This is a genomic window from Vagococcus sp. WN80Y (assembly GCF_059621045.1).
Map to the genome: position 1 here is coordinate 16,475 of NZ_JCAQHY010000158.1, position 18,134 is coordinate 34,608.

Consider the following 18,134-nt stretch of genomic DNA (forward strand, 5'->3'; position numbering starts at 1 on the left):
GTATTAATCAACCTAAATGAGTCATTTAGATAAGCAATCAGTCCACACCTCATAAATAGCTACTAAAAAAGGAACTGGACTTATAAATTTAAAATTTCGATTACAGTTTTTTAAAACAGTAACAATACCTTATTCTACCATAAATTATTTATGCCAATATAAAAACATCATTAATTTTGAAATTTCATCATTTACATTTTAAGCACATCCCAATTAAATAAAAGAGCTTGTAAAGACATTATTTGTAAAAATAACGTCTTTACAGGCTCGATAAAATGGAATTTATTGTAAAATAATTTTTTTACTCTTATACAGAGTCTCATGCTTCAATAAAATAAACCTATAAACGAATCAATGTCACAATAATTAAAGAGGGTAAAATTCTTAAACTTTAAAATAGTGGTCATTATACATGATTAAATATCATCAGTGCCTCTTTAACATTAGTTTTCATCGCCTCATACGCAATCAACGAGAGCTCGTCAAAGAAAATCGGCGAGCCTGCTTCTTTCTCTGATAGATAGTCTGCAATCGCTTGACCACCGGCTTTATTCATATATGTGTAATAATTTATTTTACGAATCCCTTTGCTGATAGCAATCTGATAATTTTCGGCTGACACACCTGAGCCACCGTGCATTACAAATGGCAAGTCACTCTCATTTTTAATCTCAGTAATTCGCTCCAAATCCAGTTGCGGTTTAGTTAGGTATAAGCCGTGAACGGTTCCGAAAGCAATTGCCAAGCAATCAATCCCCGTTTCTTCGACAAATTGTTTGGCCAGTTTGGGATCTGTGTACATATTTTCAGGCTTTAATTCTTCTGCCGACCGGTCAGAACGCCCTTCACCTCCACCAATTTCAGAGGTATAAATACTTCCTAACTCTGCCTCGACTGACACACCAACTGCGTGAGCAATTTTTACGATTTCTGCTGTCTCTGCCAAATTCTGTTCAAAAGGTTTATCAGAAGCATCGTACATCACCGATGTAAAGCCTAAACGAATCGCCTCAACACATTTATCAAATGATGCACCGTGATCCAGATGAACAGCAACCGGCACTGTCGCCTTTTTAGCCATTTCAAGCATAATCGGCCCAATGTCACTGAGAGAGATCAGGTTTTCGTGAACCTCTGCATGTTGAACAATCACAGGAACTTGTAGCTCCTCAGCTCCATGAATCACCGCTCTCAGTGCTTCATAATTAGGAACATTAAACGCCCCCACGGCCTTGTTTTCTTTTTCGGCCACTGCCAAAATTTCTTTAAGTGTCACTAACATCTTATCTGCCCTCCATAAAATTAATAACCACTCGGTACTTGTCACCCATAATCGCTGATTCCAAGCCTGTTTTAATGTCTTCAAAGCCATATGTTTGGCTAATAAAAGGGGTCATATCAATGATGCCTTCACTAATCATTTTTGCAGCCCGCATAAAATCACGACTATTAGAATTAGCAGTCCCTTGAATTTGTGTGGCTGTTTTATGAAGAGTGTCTGGACTGAAGCTGACAGGCTTGTCTGGATAAAAAGACGAATACAAAACTAATTTTCCATTGTTTGCCAGTAATGTTAAACTTTGTTCGACAATTGCTGCAATCGGCGTTGTATCAAAGACGACCTGTGCCCCAATTTTTTGAGTGATCTCATCGACTGCTACTTCAAGATTCTCTTTCGTCGGATTAATCGTATAGTGTGCCCCTAGTTCCTTCGCTAGTGCTAAACGTTCCTCCTGCGGGTCACTAACTATGACCGATGCCCCGCTCTTAAGGGCGACTTGTAGATGCAATAACCCCATAATGCCACAACCAATTATCACCACTGTATCACCGTAAGAAATGTCTGCCGTTTCCGAGCTGTGAATCACACAAGATAAGGGCTCAGCAAGAGACGCTTCAATGGCAGAGACTCCCCAGTATTTAAACAAATGCTTGGGCTCTACTAATAAATACTCCGAAAATCCGCCCATTCCTTTATGGGGGAGGCCCGGAAGCTGTTTACTATGATCAAAGTTATAACAATTTTGTTCGTTACCGCTCTTACATTGATAACAATCGCCACAGGCAAGATTGGTTCCGTAAACTACTTTATCTCCAAGTTGCCAGATTGTCTCATTGACTTCATCACCTATTGCAATAATCTCCCCAGCAATCTCATGTCCCCCGATAAAAGGAAACTCAACCTGCTTGACACCTGTATAAACCCGCTGTTCCCATGTACAAACCGCACAAGCATCTACTTTAATTAGAATATACGCCCCATAAACCTCTGGCATGGGTGCTTCTTCAATTTGAATGTCTTTTACATCATTAAAAACGGCTACTTTCATTGTTTTCATTTTTATCCTTCTTTCTTACTTTCCTTTATCATATTTCAATCACTTTCAATCTACAATAACTGGCGATTAAGTTGATTATTGCGCAACTTCAATCATTTACGCTCATCATTTCCACTCACTTTCGATCATTACGTGGTACACTTAAAGAAAAAAGAAAGAGCGTGGTAGAATGTTACCTGAAGAACGACGACTAAAAATTTTACATTTACTCAAGAAAGAGCGTTTTTTATCAACTGAACAGTTAGGCTCACTGCTTTTCAGCAGTCCTGCTACTATTCGCCGAGATCTTAGCATTTTAGCTGAAAACGGACAGATTCAACGAACCCGCGGTGGGGCGATGTATCTGGGGGAGCAACGTTATGAATTGCCTTTCTTATACCGCGAAAGAAACAATGAATCGCAAAAAGAATACATGTCAGAACTTGCTCTTGCTCACATCGAAGAGGGCCAAAGTCTATTTTTAGATTCTAGTAGTACCGTTTTTAAATTGGCGAAAAAGCTTCATGCCTTTAAAAATCTAAAAATATTAACCAATGGTAATTTAACCTCATACATCCTCGGTGTTCAAACCCAGCATGAGATCTACTCTGTCGGCGGTAAGATTCGCAATAATGAATCATCTATTACAGGGGTTATGGCCTGTGATCACATTCGCTCATTCCATGCAGATATAGCCATCGTCTCTTGTCGCGGGCTGAGCCTTCACGGTGGCAGTGATGCCACAGAAGAAGAGTCCCAAGTTAAACGTGCTTTTTTTAAGCAAGCGAAAAAGACTATTCTCCTAGCTGACAGTTCTAAAGTCGACCAGGATTTCTTTTATCTAAGCGTTCCTTTCGAAAAGATTGATTTGATCATTTCTGATCAGCCACTGCCCACCTCTTTTCAAAAAATTGTCGAAAAGCATCGAGTAGAGATGATTTACTAAAACAATTCACAACCAAAAAAACGAAACAAACTAGCTCTGAGAGCTAGCTGTTTCGTTTTTTTAATATATTACCACTTAAAATCAAGAATAGTTTTATGCCACGCACGATTGGCAACCACTTGATCCATCGCTGCTTTAAAGGACGCCGCATCTGTCACAACATCCCATGTTTCAGGTAAAATCCGTTTCAATGCTTGACGGTACTCTGGCAGACTAAAGGCCTTAATCACAGCCTCAAAATCAGCAGTTGACGAACGACTGCTGCCATATAAACGAAGGCCTTTTTCAAGAATATCCCTCGTATTGATTGGCACTCGCTCTTCACTAACTCCCATGATAACCAAATCACCACACGGCGCAAAGCTATCAATCGCTTGGTTCAAAGCACTCTCACTAAAGCGTCCTCCTGTACACTCCAGAACAACATCAAATTTATCAGGAGAATTAACAAAATCATAGTTTTGAACCAGCCGTTGACGAGCAAAGGTAAACTCGCTCAGCTTGTCAGGATCTGCCCCAAAAACGGTGAAACGACTTTCATCCACACCGTACATATAGCGAATCATCGCAGCTGTCAAATAACCGACTGGGCCGTCACCAAAAAGAGCCACCTTGGTTTCAGGTTGCCGTAAACGATCAGCAATATGACTCACTCCGTGATATGAAACTGTACACAGCTCCGCTAGAACAGCAATTTCATCTGGAACATCATCTGGTATTTTAACCAGACATTCCGCAGGGTGAACAAGCTTACTTTGTGCAATCCCGTCATAGCCACTGCCCAAAAATTGATTGCCTTTTGTATAATTGACCGGGATTCCCTCTGTATTAGGGTACTTCTCTGGGTCTAAGACCTGACCAGGAATATTTGGCACAATCACTACACGGTCTCCTACTGAAAACTTCTCAGACCGACTGTCAATCACGACACCAATCCCTTCATGAAGTAACGCCATTGGCAATTTCTTTTTCATTGCTTCTGGCCGACGACTCCCCGTATAGTACCTTAAATCTGCATGGCAAACACTGGCAATATTGGGCTCAACTACTACCCACCCCTCTTTTACCTCACGTTCAATCATCTCTGTTTGAACTTCTCCTGCCGCAACTAGGCGGTAAGTTTTTGATACAACTTGTTCCTGTTCCATAAAGCAATCCTCCGTTTTTTTCCAACCAGAGATTGCTCATATCTACTCACCACAGATAGTAACAAAGCCAAAAATAATAGTCAAGCCTAAATTTTTTCACTTCACAAATTTTTTTCTCTAGTATTTAAAACCAAAAATGTGTGCTATGATAGAAAATAATTTGGTGAAAGGGGTTACTTTTAAATGTCAAACACACGAAAAAAAAATATTTTTCACAAACTTTACACACTATCTGAATCTGTCCTTAAACTTAACATAGACGAAACTATCGGTTGGACTGCAAATGAACTGGCTGATTTAACTGGCTATTCTCGCAGTAATGTCAGTCGGGAGCTCAACGCTCTCCACAAAGAAGGGACAATCATTAAAATCGGTGGTCGGCCTGTTCGCTTTATTTGTCAGGCAACTGATTATCTAGCTCCTCTTGGTGATCGCTTGTATATTGACAGTCAAGAACAGTTTAAACAGCTCTTCTCGCTAATGCCTGCCACAAAGCCGAGCTTATCAGCCCTAACTAAAGTGGAACAGGACGCAGAGACTGCTACTCAAATCGGCGAATCCTTTGCCGCTCTAATTGGCTTTGATAAAAGCATGAAAAATCAAGTAAAACAAGCAATTGCGGCAATTCTTTATCCTCCCAAGGGACTTGATACTTTGTTGATTGGTGAAACTGGTGTAGGGAAAACAACCTTTGCCAATACGATGTACCGCTTTGCAGTAGAGTCTGAAAAATTGAAACCAGATGCCCCTTATATTATTTTTAATTGCGCGGATTACGCTGGCAATCCTCAGCTATTGCTTTCCCATCTTTTTGGTCATGTAAAAGGCGCTTTTACTGGGGCAGATACTGATCGCAAAGGCTTAGTCGCCCAAGCAAATAACGGCATTCTTTTTCTCGATGAGGTACACCGCTTGCCTCCTGAAGGGCAAGAAATGCTTTTTTCTCTTATTGATCGAGGGGAATACCGTCGTTTAGGAGAATCTAGTGCTATTCATTATGCGAACGTATTGATTATCTCTGCCACGACTGAGCAGGTTGATGTGGCCATTTTACAAACCTTTTTACGGCGCATCCCTAATCTAATTTCCATCCCTCCCTTACGAGAACGGACACTTGAAGAGCGTATGGAACTGATTATGCTGAATTTCAAACAAGAAGCGAAAAAAATTAATCGCCCGATCAAGGTCTCTAACGAAGTGATGAAATACTTTTTGGTCTATGATTGCACCCATAACATCGGCCAACTTTGTAACGATATTCAGTTAATTTGTGCCAGCGCCTTTGTTGAAATGCTAACTAAAAAAACCAATGAAGTCAGTGTGAAGCTCTCTCAATTACCTAGTCAGTATGTCGAATATTTTGATATTTTTGATGAGAAACGAGACATCCTCTCACATGAATTTTATTGGTCAAGTAAACGCGGATTTACCTTTCATCCAACTGACTCTAGCAAGCAAGTCAAAAACTTTTTTGTTGATAAAACACTTGAAGAAAACTTGTATGCCACGATTGAAGCCACATCCAAGCAATATTTTAAACAAGGCTTAGAACTAGATGAAGTGACCCATTTAGTCGACAAAGAGCTGGTTAATTATTTTTCTCAAAAATCACAGCATAACTTACCTGAACGGCCGAGTGAAGAGCCAATCTATAAGCTCGTCAGCAAGGAAGACTATTCGTTTATTAACTCTATCCTACTGTCAGTTCTATCCGAGCACGGGATTTCTGTGGAAGAAAATACCATCATCGGCATCATTTTGCATCTCGTGGCATTGATTGAACGGATCAATGATAATCAACCTTTACGACAACCAAAATCTGAATTGGTTGTCAATAACGACGCGATTTACTACACGATGGCGAAAAAAATCATTCAGTTGATCGAGGAGAAAAAGGCGATTCAGATTCCACCTTATGAAATCGGCTTTATTGCCGTCTTTTTAGAATCATTAACACTAAAATCCAATAATCAACGAGTGGGGATTCTCGTCCTAACTCATGGACAAGTAGCAGAAGAATTAGCAAAGGTCTCTAATATTCTGCTAAAAGTTGAGCAGGCTCATTATCTATGTATGCCGCTAGACGAGAAAGTCAGCACCGTCTTAACCAAGGCTAAAGAGCTGGTCAAGAAGATCGACCAAGGGAAAGGGGTATTACTTTTAGTCGATATGGGGTCTCTTACCACCTTTGGCGAAATTATTGCGCAGGAAACAGGCATTGCCGTCAAAAGTATCAATATGGTAAGCACCCTGACGGTTTTAGAGGCTACTCGTTTATCCTTGATGGCTTCGACTACTCTCGAAAGCTTGGTAGAGAGCTTGGAAAATATTAGTGATTACCCTGTCTCTAACCGACAATTAGAAACGAGCTTCTCAACTCAGACACACAACTATATTGATAATCCTAAGCTAGTCACCTTAATTCAAAATGTCTTAACCTTTATTGATTCACGAAAAGCCATTGAAACACTGACTGAAACCTTTCATCAGATCATTGAGCAGCTAAAAATCGAAGATACGAACGCTCTTTATATCAAGTATATTTTCCACACAACCTGTATGTTAGAGCGTGTTATTCAAAATGAAACCTATAGCTACAAAAATTTGGCGACACGACTAAAAGACTATCAAGCAATCCACCAGATCATCGTTGAGAATTTTCAGTATATCGACAATGTCTGGGGAATTGAAGTGCCAGAATCAGAGCTCGCCTATGTCACGGAAATCTTTATTTTCTCGGAACAAAATATTTTTGAAAAAATTATCAACGGTTATTAATAGCCTCGACACACTAATGCAACACAGATCATTTAGATGGAATGACACACTAAAACAACACACTTTTATTCGTAAAAAGTGTGTTGTTTTACTTTTTTCACAAATATTATCTTTGTCGAAACCTTACCGTATGAAGGTTTCACGCTATCAACACACTAACTTAGTTACCTATTGGCACGAGTCTTGCTTATAGAAAGGCAAAGGTGGTGAAACTATGATTGGTGTATTAATTGCTACACACGGGAAATTTGCAGAAGGAATTCTCGACAGTGTCGAATTAATTATGGGAAAACAAGAAAACTGTCAGACATTATCTTTATGTCACGGTAATAGCATTGAAGATTTTTCAGCAGATATTTTAAAGGCGATCAAAGAACTTGATCAAGGCGCAGGCGTTATTATTTTTACTGATTTATATTCCGCTAGTCCTTATAATCAAACTGCTTTAAATCATCACAACTTAACAGATACTGAGTATCGCTTAATTTCAGGGGTCAACCTACCAATGCTGATTGAAGCCTTTAATCAACGCATGCTTGGTAGCTCACTTGAAGAAGCCACTCACCGCTCACTTGAAACGGGCATCGATGGGATTAAAGAATTTTTCACTGAACTAAACAAACAAACTAACAACTAGACATCTCGACTCATATCTACTCAATATAAGTAACATGTTACTAGTTATGACCTATTAGGAGGAAAAAAATTATGGCAAAAATCGTTTTAGCACGAATTGATGATCGACTTATTCACGGACAAGTAATGACTGCATGGCTGCAGTTCACTGGTGGCAATCATATTATTATTGTTGATGATCAAACAGCAGGTGATGAATTCACCAAAACTATTATCAAGATGGCCGTACCAATCGGGATTGGCTTAGACATTTTAACAACTGCAGAAGCACCAGCCATTATTAATGCCTTGCCTGACGACAAAAAAATTATCATCTTAACTAAAGGGCCTGGCACTTACGTTTCATTAATTGAAAACGGTGTCTCAATCGAAGATGTGATTATTGGCGGAATGGGCGCAAATAAAAATCGGTCTAAATTTTACAAAAACATTTCCGCTTCAGAGGAAGAAAAAGACGAATTCAGAGCCATTATTGGACACAATGTCGGTCTAAAAGTTCACGTTATCCCTGACGAAAAGTCAGTTGCTGTTGGAAATTTATTATAAAAGTCAGACAAGGTAAAGGAGAAAGAACATGGAGATTAGTTTTATTCAAGCAATCCTGATAGGATTTGTTTACTATCTTGGTATTAACGGAACCCCTTGGATTTCACTCTTGGGAACTCACGGTTGGATGCGACCGATGGTAAATGGGGCAGTTGTCGGACTTATTTTAGGTGATCCCGTTCAAGGAACAATTATTGGGGCTGCGATTAACCTGCCTTACCTCGCGTTCATCTCAGCAGGTGGAACAGTCGCAATGGACCCTGCTTTAGCTGGTACATTGGGAACTGCCTTAGCGATGGCAGCTGGTGTCGCGCCAACTGTTGCAACTACTTTAGCTGTTCCGATTGGGTTACTAGGAACAATTATCTGGGTTCTACATATGACCGTCGACATCACTTTCGTTCATTTGGCTGATAAAGCAGCCGAAAAAGGCGACATTGATCGTATTAACTTTTTACACGTATGGCCCCCACAAATTTTTCTTATTCTAATTACAGTTGTTCCTGTTGCGTTAGCTAGTTATTTCGGAGCAGATGCTGTTAAAGGGGTCATTGATTCACTTGCTGGGAAGCCACTAGATGTCCTGTCAGCTATTGGCGGTATTTTACCGGCACTCGGGATTGCTATGAACTTACGAGCAATGAATGGAAAAGGAACCTTGGTCTTCTTTTTCTTCGGCTTCTTGTTGACCGTCTACTCTGGTCTACCAATCTTAGCCGTATCACTTTTCGCTCTAATTATCGCATATGTATTTACTGAACTGTATCTGAAAGACGGGAGGCAAGCATAATGACTGAAACGACTCAACAAACAGCTACACAAGAGCCAGAAAAAAAATTAAATAAACGAGATTTGGTCAGAGCCTTTTGGCGTTGGACCTTCTTCTCTCACGCTAACTATAACTACGAACGATTACAAGCAACTGGGGTTGTTCATGCTTTTTCACCTATTTTGAAAAAGCTTTATGGCAAGGATTCAGACGAAATGAAGGATGCTCTTGAGCGCCACATGCAATTCTTTAATACTGAGCCTTCATTCGGTGGACCAATCTTATCCATGACGATTGCGATGGAAGAGGAAAAAGCGAATGGGGCGCCGATTGATACTGCTACAATTAACGGCTTGAAGACTGGTTTAATGGGACCTTTAGCAGGAATTGGAGATACGTTGTGGCAAGGAACCTTAATTCCTATCCTATTGTCATTCACCCTACCTTTTGCTGCAGAGGGAAATATTTTAATGGGGCCAGTTGCCTTCTTCACTCTTCACATGGCTATTATGTTGGTCATCGCGTATAAATTATGGATGCAGGGCTACGAAACAGGGAAAGAGGGAATTACCAAAATTCTATCTGGCTCTCTACTACCGAAAGTCATGACCTTTTCTCAAACCCTTGGTGCCATCGTCATTGGCGGTCTAGCGGCCTCCTTTGTCTCCATCTCATCTCCTTTAAAACTGGCTTTAAGTAAAGGCGAATTTATGGTAATTCAGACGGATGTTTTAGATAAGCTTGTCCTAGGCTTCTTACCACTACTAACAACGATGCTAACCTTTATTATGTTGAAGAAAAAGCTCAAACCAACAACTGTTTTAGCGATTCTAATTGTTGCTGGCGGACTTCTAGCTGGGTTTGGCATCATCGGTAACTAATAAGAGACTTGAACTCACGGCCATAAAAATGGAGGATTTTCGATGAAAATTGTTATAGCAAACGATCACGGAGGAAAAAGGCTAAAGGACGCTATTATGGCTCATTTAACCTCTCAAGGAATCGACACTATTAACCTAGGAACCGATCAAACTGAAAGTGTAGGCTATCCAGACTACGCTAAAAAAGTCGGAGCCATGATTACTGAGAAAAAAGCAGATTTAGGGATTCTTTGCTGCGGCACTGGGATTGGGATGTCAATCGCCGCTAATAAACTCCCCAGCATTCGGGCGGCGGTTGTCAGTGATACATTCTCCGCCCAAGCCACTAGAGAGCATAACCACTCCAATGTGCTGTGCTTAGGTGAACGCGTTATCGGAGAAGGCTTAGCCTTATTGCTTGTTGATACATGGCTCAACGCCACACCACAAGATGGACGTCATCTTGAACGTGTCAACCAGCTTGAAAATTAATTGACTGATTGCTCATTTACCCGCGTAGGTTCTGTCTTTTGACAAGAGCTACGCGGGTAAACTATTGGGCATTTTTTATTGACAGCATGCTCCCTTTACCGTCATACTAGCAGATAAGAAAGGGTGATTAGTATGCCTATCAGTCATGAAAAACAACAAGAGTGGGCGACTTGGAAATATTTTGTTATGGCACATTCACAACACCAATACACGATTATCCGTCAGCTCTTTTCAGGGAACGATTGGACACCAATAAAAGAACAGGCTTTTCAATCAGCCTTAGCAATCGCCAAACAAACGCCCCCGACAATCGGTTCATTACGCAACGCCTATCAACACGTGTGGGGCTATTTCAAAACCCTAGCAACACCGGAAGAAAGAGCAACTTTTGAAAAACGTCTAGCCCAGCTTTCACTTTCCAATGATTCAGTCAAACCCTTATTACGAGAACTGACGATAGCTTACGAGGTAAACTATTTACTCGCCTCACGACTACTTTTTATGACATAAGATGGTACTTTAGCTACCTCAAATCTTTTTTATTAAACCACTCTTTTAAGCACATCTGACTAACTAATCATGCTCTACTATAAGCCAGTAATCTTTGATTACAAAAAAGAAGGAGCAGAACCAACTAGTCCGCTCCTCCACTTATTTCATCCTTATCATAGAAGATACGCGAGCAAAAAGCTGCTCCTTTCCCCTACTCTTTAATTGGACGCCTACTTTCATTGCGGTACAAGGCAATCGTTAAAATGGCCATCATTCCTGACACAATTACAGTTAAAATACCTGAATTAACAGGAAGTAGACCGCTATTAACGATAACACCACACAGCCCAATAAAAACTAAGCCACCCAACATGCCTAACATACTCATCATGCTTTGCTTAATCAACTGAACCTCTTCTTGCCAGTCATAATAAGCCAATCGGTTGCCAATCGCAAGACCAAAAACCGCTGCGGCACTAACAAAAATAACTGGAACAACAAACAGCAAGAGCAGCTCACCAAACGTGAACTTAATCGCCAAACTCATTAAAAGTGAGCAGATCAGGGAGGTTGGGATCGTGAAAGTTAAATTGACTAATAAATAGCTGTCATATAACGTTTTGGGCGCAATCGGCAAGGACTTGATCAGCCAAATTGTTTTGCCTTCCAATGCTAATGACACACAAGCCGTATTAGTCATACTTGCGATTGCCGCAATGACAAAGGGTGCAGCTCCTTTAAAAATCGGCATAATATCAAATGAGCCCATTCCTTGAACCATTTTTTCAGGTCCTACCACCACCAAGGCGACGATTGCCAATATCGCCATGATACACCCCATCAATAAATTCGTTGCTGCCACAGTTGACTTCAAAATTCGTAGAATTGTTTTCTTATACAACGCACCTAGCATCCCACCTTGACGCAAACGCACCATTTGATAGTCAGCACGACTACGATGAGACGTAATTGCTGTGTTAATTTGTTGGTAGCGCAGGGAAAGAATATAAACGAAAACAACATACCAAGCAAAGGAGATCAGGGCAAATAGCAAGAATGAACCCAATTTCCCCTCCACGACTCCTTCTGTAAATAAGCGAGCCGGTGGATACAATTGATTAATACTATCAGAAAGAATTGGCGCTAAGGCTGATAGCGACTTCGTCAATAGTTTGGAATTATCAAGTGTTCCTAAAAGAGAGTCCGATGTGCCTAAGCTCAAACTTCCCACAGCTATCCCGATAACTAGCATAAATGAAAGCAACGTAACCACTACATTAGCATATCTAAATTTGGTTGAAATGGCCGTAATAACTGCACCAAAAACAGCAGCTAAAGTTGTAGGAATCAAGCTGACTAGCCCTATCCCCAGTAACCACATCGGATAAAATAATAAGCTAGGCTTGGCAAACCACGCATAGACTGCTCCCATTGGTAGCATTATCGACAAGCTGAATAGCGTGTTCCAAATATACATATTGAGAAAGCGACTGTTAATAATCGTCCGCGTTGGAAAAGGCAAAGACATCACCAACTCGTAATCTTTAAAACCAAATAATTCGCCATTCGCCTTAAACATCGTAAAAAACAAGGTAATCAGACTACTCATTACTAACGCAATACCTGGAGTTAACTCATTTAATCCCATTAAGGCGTATCCCACAGCTGTCGCCGTCAAATAAAAAATCAGAACCACCATAATAATCACAATACTAGTTAGCATAATGAGTTTATTACGTTTTTTCTTAGAATCCTGTTCGTACCGAAAAACATTCAAACCTGTTTGTGCTAGAAGACGATTTTTAACGAGAAGCCATGTCAAATGCCGTCCTGTTTGCTTAGTTGTGGCACTTGTCATGTTACTTCCCTCCCAATTCGTCTTGATTCACGATCTCCATAAAGAGGTCCTCTAAGCTTCCACCCGCTTTTTCTGCCAACATCTCATCCATCGTCCCGGCAAATGCTAGCTTGCCATGATTAATCATTGCTACCTTATTGCACAATTTTTGCGCCACATCAAGAACATGAGTTGAGAAAAAGATAGCACTCCCTGTTTCGCAAAGTTCGTGCATCATATTTTTTAGAATAACGGCAGCCTTAGGATCAAGACCTACAAAAGGTTCATCTAGAACCAGTAGCTTTGGCTCATGAACAACAGCAGAAATAAGCGCTAGCTTTTGCTTCATCCCGTGAGAATAAGAAGAAATCAAATCGCCAAGGTTAGCCGTCATCTCAAACCCATCTGCATATTTCTTTATTTTTTCCTCGCGAATCGTGCTTGGTACACCAAAAACATCAGCAATAAACGTTAAGTACTGAATCCCTGTTAAATGCTCATACAAATCAGGATTATCAGGAATGTAGGCAAGTTGTTGTTTACAAACGAGTGGTTCATCCTTCATAGAATGTCCATTAATCAAAATCTCGCCTTCTTCATAATCTAAGACTCCCACAACTGCTTTAATTGTGGTACTCTTACCTGCGCCATTGTGGCCGATAAAGCCAAAAATATCACCAGCTTCCACCTGTAGACTGATTGTGTCGACTGCTTTTTTACCACCTTTATAAGCCTTACTAAACTTGTTTATTGTTAACATCCCATTCATCCTTCTTTCACTTAACCACCGCTATAATCAATTAATTTCATTGTTGACTATATATTATCAAAATGATAACATAATTACAACACATAACCAAAAAGAAGCTAAACGAGCAACTTTTGCTTAATAAAATCCCTTATTAGGCAACTACGACTCACAGAATTTCTTAGCGTATGTATTAATCACCTTAGGAGGTAGCTCATGGACATCTCTACTAAAGACTTAATGGAGTGTTTTGTAAACCCAACGAAAAGTAGTATCTTACTTGCCATTCAACAGCACGGAGCCGCAACAGCTAAGGAGCTTATGGCGCGTGAACCTGAAATCCCCCAAGCAACACTTTACCGTACTCTTAAGCAATTGACGAAACTAGGTGTCATTGAAGTGGTTTCTGAGAAAAAAATTCGGGCAGTCATTGAAAAAACCTATGACTTAAACAACTCACTTATGCCTAATATCGATGCCATTATTACTGAAAATAACGGTCCTGCTTATTTTCAATTGATGAGCCATTTTACCATGCAATTAATGGCTGAATTTAAAGCTTACGCTGAGCGACCAACCATCGACATTTTACATGATGGGTCTGGCTTTTCAGCAGGTCCCATCTTTGCCACTAATGAAGAGCTGCAAGAACTCGGTCAACGAATAGCCGAAGTCGTGAACGACTATCGAACTAAATCTCCAACAAAGGAAACTGAACAAAAATTACACACCTTAGCGGTTATTTTCACTCCGCCACACGAGTCTTAATCAAGTAAAACAGAAAGAAGTGATAGCAAAATGATCATTATGGGTCTTATTATTGGCGGATTAATCTGCCTAATTGGCTGGCGGATTCATTATCTAACCATTGAAACTAAAGGTAAAAACCGTAGTAAAGCGGCTAATCGATCCGCACTGCTCGTTATTGACATGCAACAGGATGTGGTCAATCAGCCCTATTATTCCAATCGCAATCAACTAACGACAACCATCACTCACACCATAGCCGATGCAACTGAACAACATGTGGAACCCATTTTTATTACTCATAGTATAAAAAAGCATCCGATTGATTCTCTCTTAACGGCTGGTAAGATGCAAGAAGGCAGTTCTGGAACTGGTTTAATTCAAGAGATGACTGAAATGGCTAAGACTGTTTTTAATAAACACCGGGCTGATGCCTTCTCCAATCAGGACTTTGAAGATTATTTGATTCAAGAACGTATTCAGACTCTCTACCTTGTTGGCGCTGATGCAAGTGCGTGTGTCTACCGAACAGCCCTCGGCGCAGTTAACCGTGGTTATGAGACGATTGTTCTTGAAGACGGGCTCTTCGCTACCTCTGACAAGCAACGTATAAAAATGCTTACGTTATATGAAAAGAAAGGCATCACTATTAGCAACAGCTCACGCTTAGCCACTTAATGACTAAGCTTGTTAACAAATTCGACTAATCTTTCTTGCTCAATCCCCTTTAATTTATTTTCAGGGCTTACAGGGACCCAATTTGGTTTGTAGCCACCGAAGGAAACTATGTCTAGCGCCACTTCACGAACTTGTGGTGGAATACTGGCAACAATCACATCTGCTGTTGTTTTTGGTTTAGAATTACATAAGTAGCAAGCAAGTTCTTTCGTGATTAGTTCAGCCTGATTTTTCTTTAAATAGTCTCTGATAGGTTTATACATCTTGTCGTTGCGGACACCCGCGCCCACAATCACTCGGTCAAAATTAGCTAAAGCGGGCTGCTCGCTCTCGACATTTGACAATGTACTAGATTCGATCATTTCCCCTAATAATTTGGCGCATTCCTCAGAGGCACCGGATTTAGTGCCATAAATAATTAATGTTTTCATTTAGTTCTCCTTTTACTGTTCGCTTGCAGCATTTATATTCCTTTGATATAATTAAAATTAATTATCTCGTTTAAAAAGTATCTCGTCAAACGAGATATATTCTCATAATAAAGGGAGGAACAACATTTGTCAAAGAATCAAGACCCAAAACCTGATCCTTCGCACAAACAATTAACTCAATTAATGCGTGCTCTTGGCTCACGAACCATTCTCTATCAACAAACTATCATCAAACAACTGGATATTTCTGGCAATGATTTCATTTCGATTGACCTACTAAATGAGCTTGGCCCACTGACCGCAGGTGAATTAAGTAAAAAAACGGGTTTATCAACTGGAACTATTACTGCCTTAATTGATCGACTGGAAAAAATCGGCTACGCCCGTCGCGAAAAAGATCCCAGTGATCGCCGTCGCGTGATTATTGTCCCAACCTACGAAGACAAAGATGAAATCATCTCAAGCTACGAGTCACTAAATTCGGCTATGCTAGAATTAGCTGGAAGCTATGATGAGGGTGATCGTCACATGATTAATGATTTTTTAAGTAAAGCCATCGCCATTCTTGACCAAGAAATCAAAGGGAACTAATATTAGAAGTTCCAACAACCAAATAAGAAGAGACGGACGCCAAAAAAATGGACGTCTGTCTCTTCTTATTTGGTTGAATTGCTAACTTACCATATTTTAGTTTATTTACCTCAAAAACAAGCCTTATTTAATCAGAATCCCTTCTCTAAAAGGCCTTCTGACTTAATCAAGCTAATAAAACAACCCATTTAGGGTAAGTTAGCGCCTAAAATGGCCTGTTAGCAAATAGCTAAATATGATATAACTAGTAGATAACAGGCCTTTGGTTCCCCTTGTTTCTGAAACGAAGACCGACACTTAAATGGGGTGCCCTTTTTCTAAGTTAATAAATAACTAAAAGTTTATCTATAAAATAGCCCTAGTCCGGAAAATACGGACATCTCCTAAACAACAAGAGGGTTTTCTTTTTACTCTTCAAAAACCTGTAGAAACAGCATTTCTACCTACATAGATAGAGAAGCAACACTCTACACTCTGTCCGCTTTTTACGGACGCGAATCAATCGAGATTTTTTTAATTAATAACACCTAGACGCCACTTAACTATCCTGTTAACTCGGACTAAATAACACATTCCTTTTAGACTAATCACTACATGTACGGAAAACACGGACATCTCCTAAACAACGAGATATTCACCTTTCCAGCTCTCCAAAAAGCGGTAGGCTCACCCTTTATCACCCAATAAATAGAACCTTATATAGTAAAGACGCGTCCGCCTTTTACGGACACGTCCCAATCGAAAATTAGTCATTTAATAACACTCTTTCGTTCTAACTAATGGTTACTTTTAAAATTATAAAGGGGTTTGATTATTTCCTTAACCTCTGCTGTTTCTGCCAAATGCACAAGCAATTGCTTTTTCTTCTTATAAGCGCCAGGGGCTTCATCTAGGCTTTGTCTGGAGACTGATTGCGTCCATATCCCTTTCATCGTCTCCTCGTACTTCTCCAATGACAGCTGTTTCTTCGCTGCGGATCGACTAAGCAAGCGCCCTGCTCCATGAGGCGCTGAGTTATTCCATTCTGAATTACCTTTTCCAACTGCTAAAATACTACCATCACGCATATTCAACGGAATAATCAACTGTTCTCCCGCTTCCGCAGACGTCGCGCCTTTACGCAAAATTTTTCGTTCTAAATCAACATAATTATGAGGACAATCAAATCGTTCAAGAATCTTCTTTTCCCATTTCATGCCTTTTAAAATAATCTCTGCCATCACTCGTCGATTTTCCGCCGCATACGCTTGTGCAATACTCATATCTGCTAGATAATCAGCCATCCCTTGCCCAGTTAAATGGGCTTGCTCAATAGAAATTTTCGACACTTGATGCTCAGCCTTTAGGCGCCCATACTCTGCTAAATTCCCACGATTTTTTTCGATACGATAGCCTTTTTTTAGCTCCTGTCTACGCTGTTCACATTGCTCATAAGCAAGCCCTTGATAAAACTCCGCAACCTCTTTCCCAAACGAACGGCTACCACTATGAATAACTAGATAAACGCCATCCGTTCCCTCAGCTACTTCTATAAAATGGTTACCGCCTCCCAAAGTACCTAAACTTCGACGAGTAGATTTATAGTTAATTGGTGCCTTTAGGCCAGTATAATCAAACTCGGCTACCATCTGCTGATGACTTCCTGTACCAGACGGGATTCGCGTCTTGATCAGTCTTTCCAATTTATCAAAATTCTTCTTCAATCCCTTTTTAGCCAGTTTCACCACGTACACGCCACAGCCGATATCGATACCTACCAAGCTAGGGATAACAGAATCATGAATCGTTAAACTCGTGCCGATGACACAAGCTGCGCCACTATGAACATCCGGCATAATTCTAATCTGGCTATCCTTCAAACTTTCTAAATTGCATAAACTCATTAATTGTCCCACTGTTATATCATCTATCTGATCGGCATAAACACGGGCTTCATTATATTTTCCATTAATTGTTATCACGTTTCTTTTTCCTCTTTCTAGTTAAAAGGGGAAACAAACTCTGTCACTACCTCGAAAAACTTACTCACTTCTAAGCACTATATTCAGTTGCTCCACCCTTATTTTTCTTGTTTACTGTCATTATTTTTTTAACTATTCCACTCATAGGTCTCACCT

General features: G+C 40.2%; 18 protein-coding genes. 11 read left to right on the forward strand and 7 right to left on the reverse strand.

The window, feature by feature from the left end:
* Window positions 1–406: 406 nt before the first annotated feature.
* Complete coding sequence (locus AC5KOD_RS13295) at window positions 407–1,282, reverse strand: class II fructose-bisphosphate aldolase (protein ID WP_496915048.1); 876 nt, start codon at window positions 1,280–1,282, stop codon at window positions 407–409.
* Window position 1,283: 1 nt separating this feature from the next.
* On the reverse strand, window positions 1,284–2,339 hold the full coding sequence (locus AC5KOD_RS13300; protein WP_496915049.1) for a zinc-dependent alcohol dehydrogenase: 1,056 nt from the start codon (window positions 2,337–2,339) through the stop codon (window positions 1,284–1,286).
* 169 nt (window positions 2,340–2,508) lie between these two features.
* On the opposite strand from AC5KOD_RS13300, the gene AC5KOD_RS13305 reads away from it, so the two are divergent.
* Window positions 2,509–3,264, forward strand: coding sequence for a DeoR/GlpR family DNA-binding transcription regulator (locus AC5KOD_RS13305; RefSeq protein ID WP_496915050.1), 756 nt, complete (start codon window positions 2,509–2,511; stop codon window positions 3,262–3,264).
* 68 nt (window positions 3,265–3,332) lie between these two features.
* Here the strand turns inward: AC5KOD_RS13305 and AC5KOD_RS13310 are convergent, their stop codons facing one another.
* On the reverse strand, window positions 3,333–4,412 hold the full coding sequence (locus AC5KOD_RS13310) for an alcohol dehydrogenase catalytic domain-containing protein (protein ID WP_496915051.1): 1,080 nt from the start codon (window positions 4,410–4,412) through the stop codon (window positions 3,333–3,335).
* Window positions 4,413–4,595: 183 nt separating this feature from the next.
* On the opposite strand from AC5KOD_RS13310, the gene AC5KOD_RS13315 reads away from it, so the two are divergent.
* The 7 genes from AC5KOD_RS13315 (at window position 4,596) to AC5KOD_RS13345 (ending at window position 11,003) form a co-directional block, all read left to right on the forward strand.
* Complete coding sequence (locus AC5KOD_RS13315) at window positions 4,596–7,190, forward strand: sigma-54-dependent transcriptional regulator (RefSeq protein WP_496915052.1); 2,595 nt, start codon at window positions 4,596–4,598, stop codon at window positions 7,188–7,190.
* A 214-nt stretch (window positions 7,191–7,404) separates the two neighbouring features.
* Window positions 7,405–7,827 carry a PTS sugar transporter subunit IIA gene (locus AC5KOD_RS13320; RefSeq protein ID WP_496915053.1) on the forward strand — a complete coding sequence of 141 codons (423 nt, stop codon included), beginning with the start codon at window positions 7,405–7,407 and terminating at the stop codon, window positions 7,825–7,827.
* A gap of 71 nt (window positions 7,828–7,898) precedes the next feature.
* The gene (locus tag AC5KOD_RS13325; protein WP_496915054.1) at window positions 7,899–8,372 is read left to right on the forward strand and encodes a PTS sugar transporter subunit IIB; all 474 of its coding nucleotides are present in this window, start codon (window positions 7,899–7,901) and stop codon (window positions 8,370–8,372) included.
* 28 nt (window positions 8,373–8,400) lie between these two features.
* Entirely contained in the window at window positions 8,401–9,162 is a 762-nt protein-coding gene (locus AC5KOD_RS13330) for a PTS mannose/fructose/sorbose/N-acetylgalactosamine transporter subunit IIC (RefSeq protein WP_496915055.1), read from the forward strand.
* Window positions 9,162–10,022 (forward strand): PTS system mannose/fructose/sorbose family transporter subunit IID, encoded by an 861-nt coding sequence (locus tag AC5KOD_RS13335; RefSeq protein WP_496915056.1) that lies wholly within the window; start codon window positions 9,162–9,164, stop codon window positions 10,020–10,022. The genes AC5KOD_RS13330 and AC5KOD_RS13335 overlap by 1 nt, the downstream gene beginning before the upstream one ends.
* A 42-nt stretch (window positions 10,023–10,064) precedes the next feature.
* On the forward strand, window positions 10,065–10,493 hold the full coding sequence (rpiB, locus tag AC5KOD_RS13340) for a ribose 5-phosphate isomerase B (protein WP_496915057.1): 429 nt from the start codon (window positions 10,065–10,067) through the stop codon (window positions 10,491–10,493).
* A gap of 132 nt (window positions 10,494–10,625) precedes the next feature.
* A complete protein-coding gene (locus AC5KOD_RS13345; protein ID WP_496915058.1) occupies window positions 10,626–11,003 on the forward strand; it encodes a YbgA family protein in 378 nt (125 codons plus the stop codon).
* A 193-nt stretch (window positions 11,004–11,196) separates the two neighbouring features.
* Here the strand turns inward: AC5KOD_RS13345 and AC5KOD_RS13350 are convergent, their stop codons facing one another.
* Complete coding sequence (locus tag AC5KOD_RS13350) at window positions 11,197–12,843, reverse strand: hypothetical protein (protein WP_496915059.1); 1,647 nt, start codon at window positions 12,841–12,843, stop codon at window positions 11,197–11,199.
* Window position 12,844: 1 nt separating this feature from the next.
* Window positions 12,845–13,582, reverse strand: a complete 738-nt coding sequence (locus AC5KOD_RS13355; protein WP_496915060.1) for an ABC transporter ATP-binding protein — start codon at window positions 13,580–13,582, stop codon at window positions 12,845–12,847.
* Between the two features lie 204 nt (window positions 13,583–13,786).
* On the opposite strand from AC5KOD_RS13355, the gene AC5KOD_RS13360 reads away from it, so the two are divergent.
* Both AC5KOD_RS13360 and AC5KOD_RS13365 read left to right on the forward strand, forming a co-directional pair.
* Window positions 13,787–14,338, forward strand: a complete 552-nt coding sequence (locus AC5KOD_RS13360; protein ID WP_496915061.1) for a helix-turn-helix domain-containing protein — start codon at window positions 13,787–13,789, stop codon at window positions 14,336–14,338.
* 30 nt (window positions 14,339–14,368) lie between these two features.
* Window positions 14,369–14,995 (forward strand): cysteine hydrolase family protein, encoded by a 627-nt coding sequence (locus AC5KOD_RS13365; protein WP_496915062.1) that lies wholly within the window; start codon window positions 14,369–14,371, stop codon window positions 14,993–14,995.
* Here AC5KOD_RS13365 and AC5KOD_RS13370 read toward each other — a convergent pair.
* Window positions 14,992–15,426, reverse strand: a complete 435-nt coding sequence (locus AC5KOD_RS13370; RefSeq protein ID WP_496915063.1) for a flavodoxin domain-containing protein — start codon at window positions 15,424–15,426, stop codon at window positions 14,992–14,994. The two genes, AC5KOD_RS13365 and AC5KOD_RS13370, sit on opposite strands and share 4 nt — an antisense overlap.
* Before the next feature lie 126 nt (window positions 15,427–15,552).
* On the opposite strand from AC5KOD_RS13370, the gene AC5KOD_RS13375 reads away from it, so the two are divergent.
* Entirely contained in the window at window positions 15,553–16,017 is a 465-nt protein-coding gene (locus AC5KOD_RS13375; RefSeq protein ID WP_496915064.1) for a MarR family winged helix-turn-helix transcriptional regulator, read from the forward strand.
* Between the two features lie 776 nt (window positions 16,018–16,793).
* Here the strand turns inward: AC5KOD_RS13375 and AC5KOD_RS13380 are convergent.
* Window positions 16,794–17,978: an RtcB family protein gene (locus tag AC5KOD_RS13380; RefSeq protein WP_496915065.1), complete on the reverse strand. Its 1,185-nt coding sequence runs from the start codon at window positions 17,976–17,978 to the stop codon at window positions 16,794–16,796.
* Window positions 17,979–18,134: the final 156 nt, after the last annotated feature.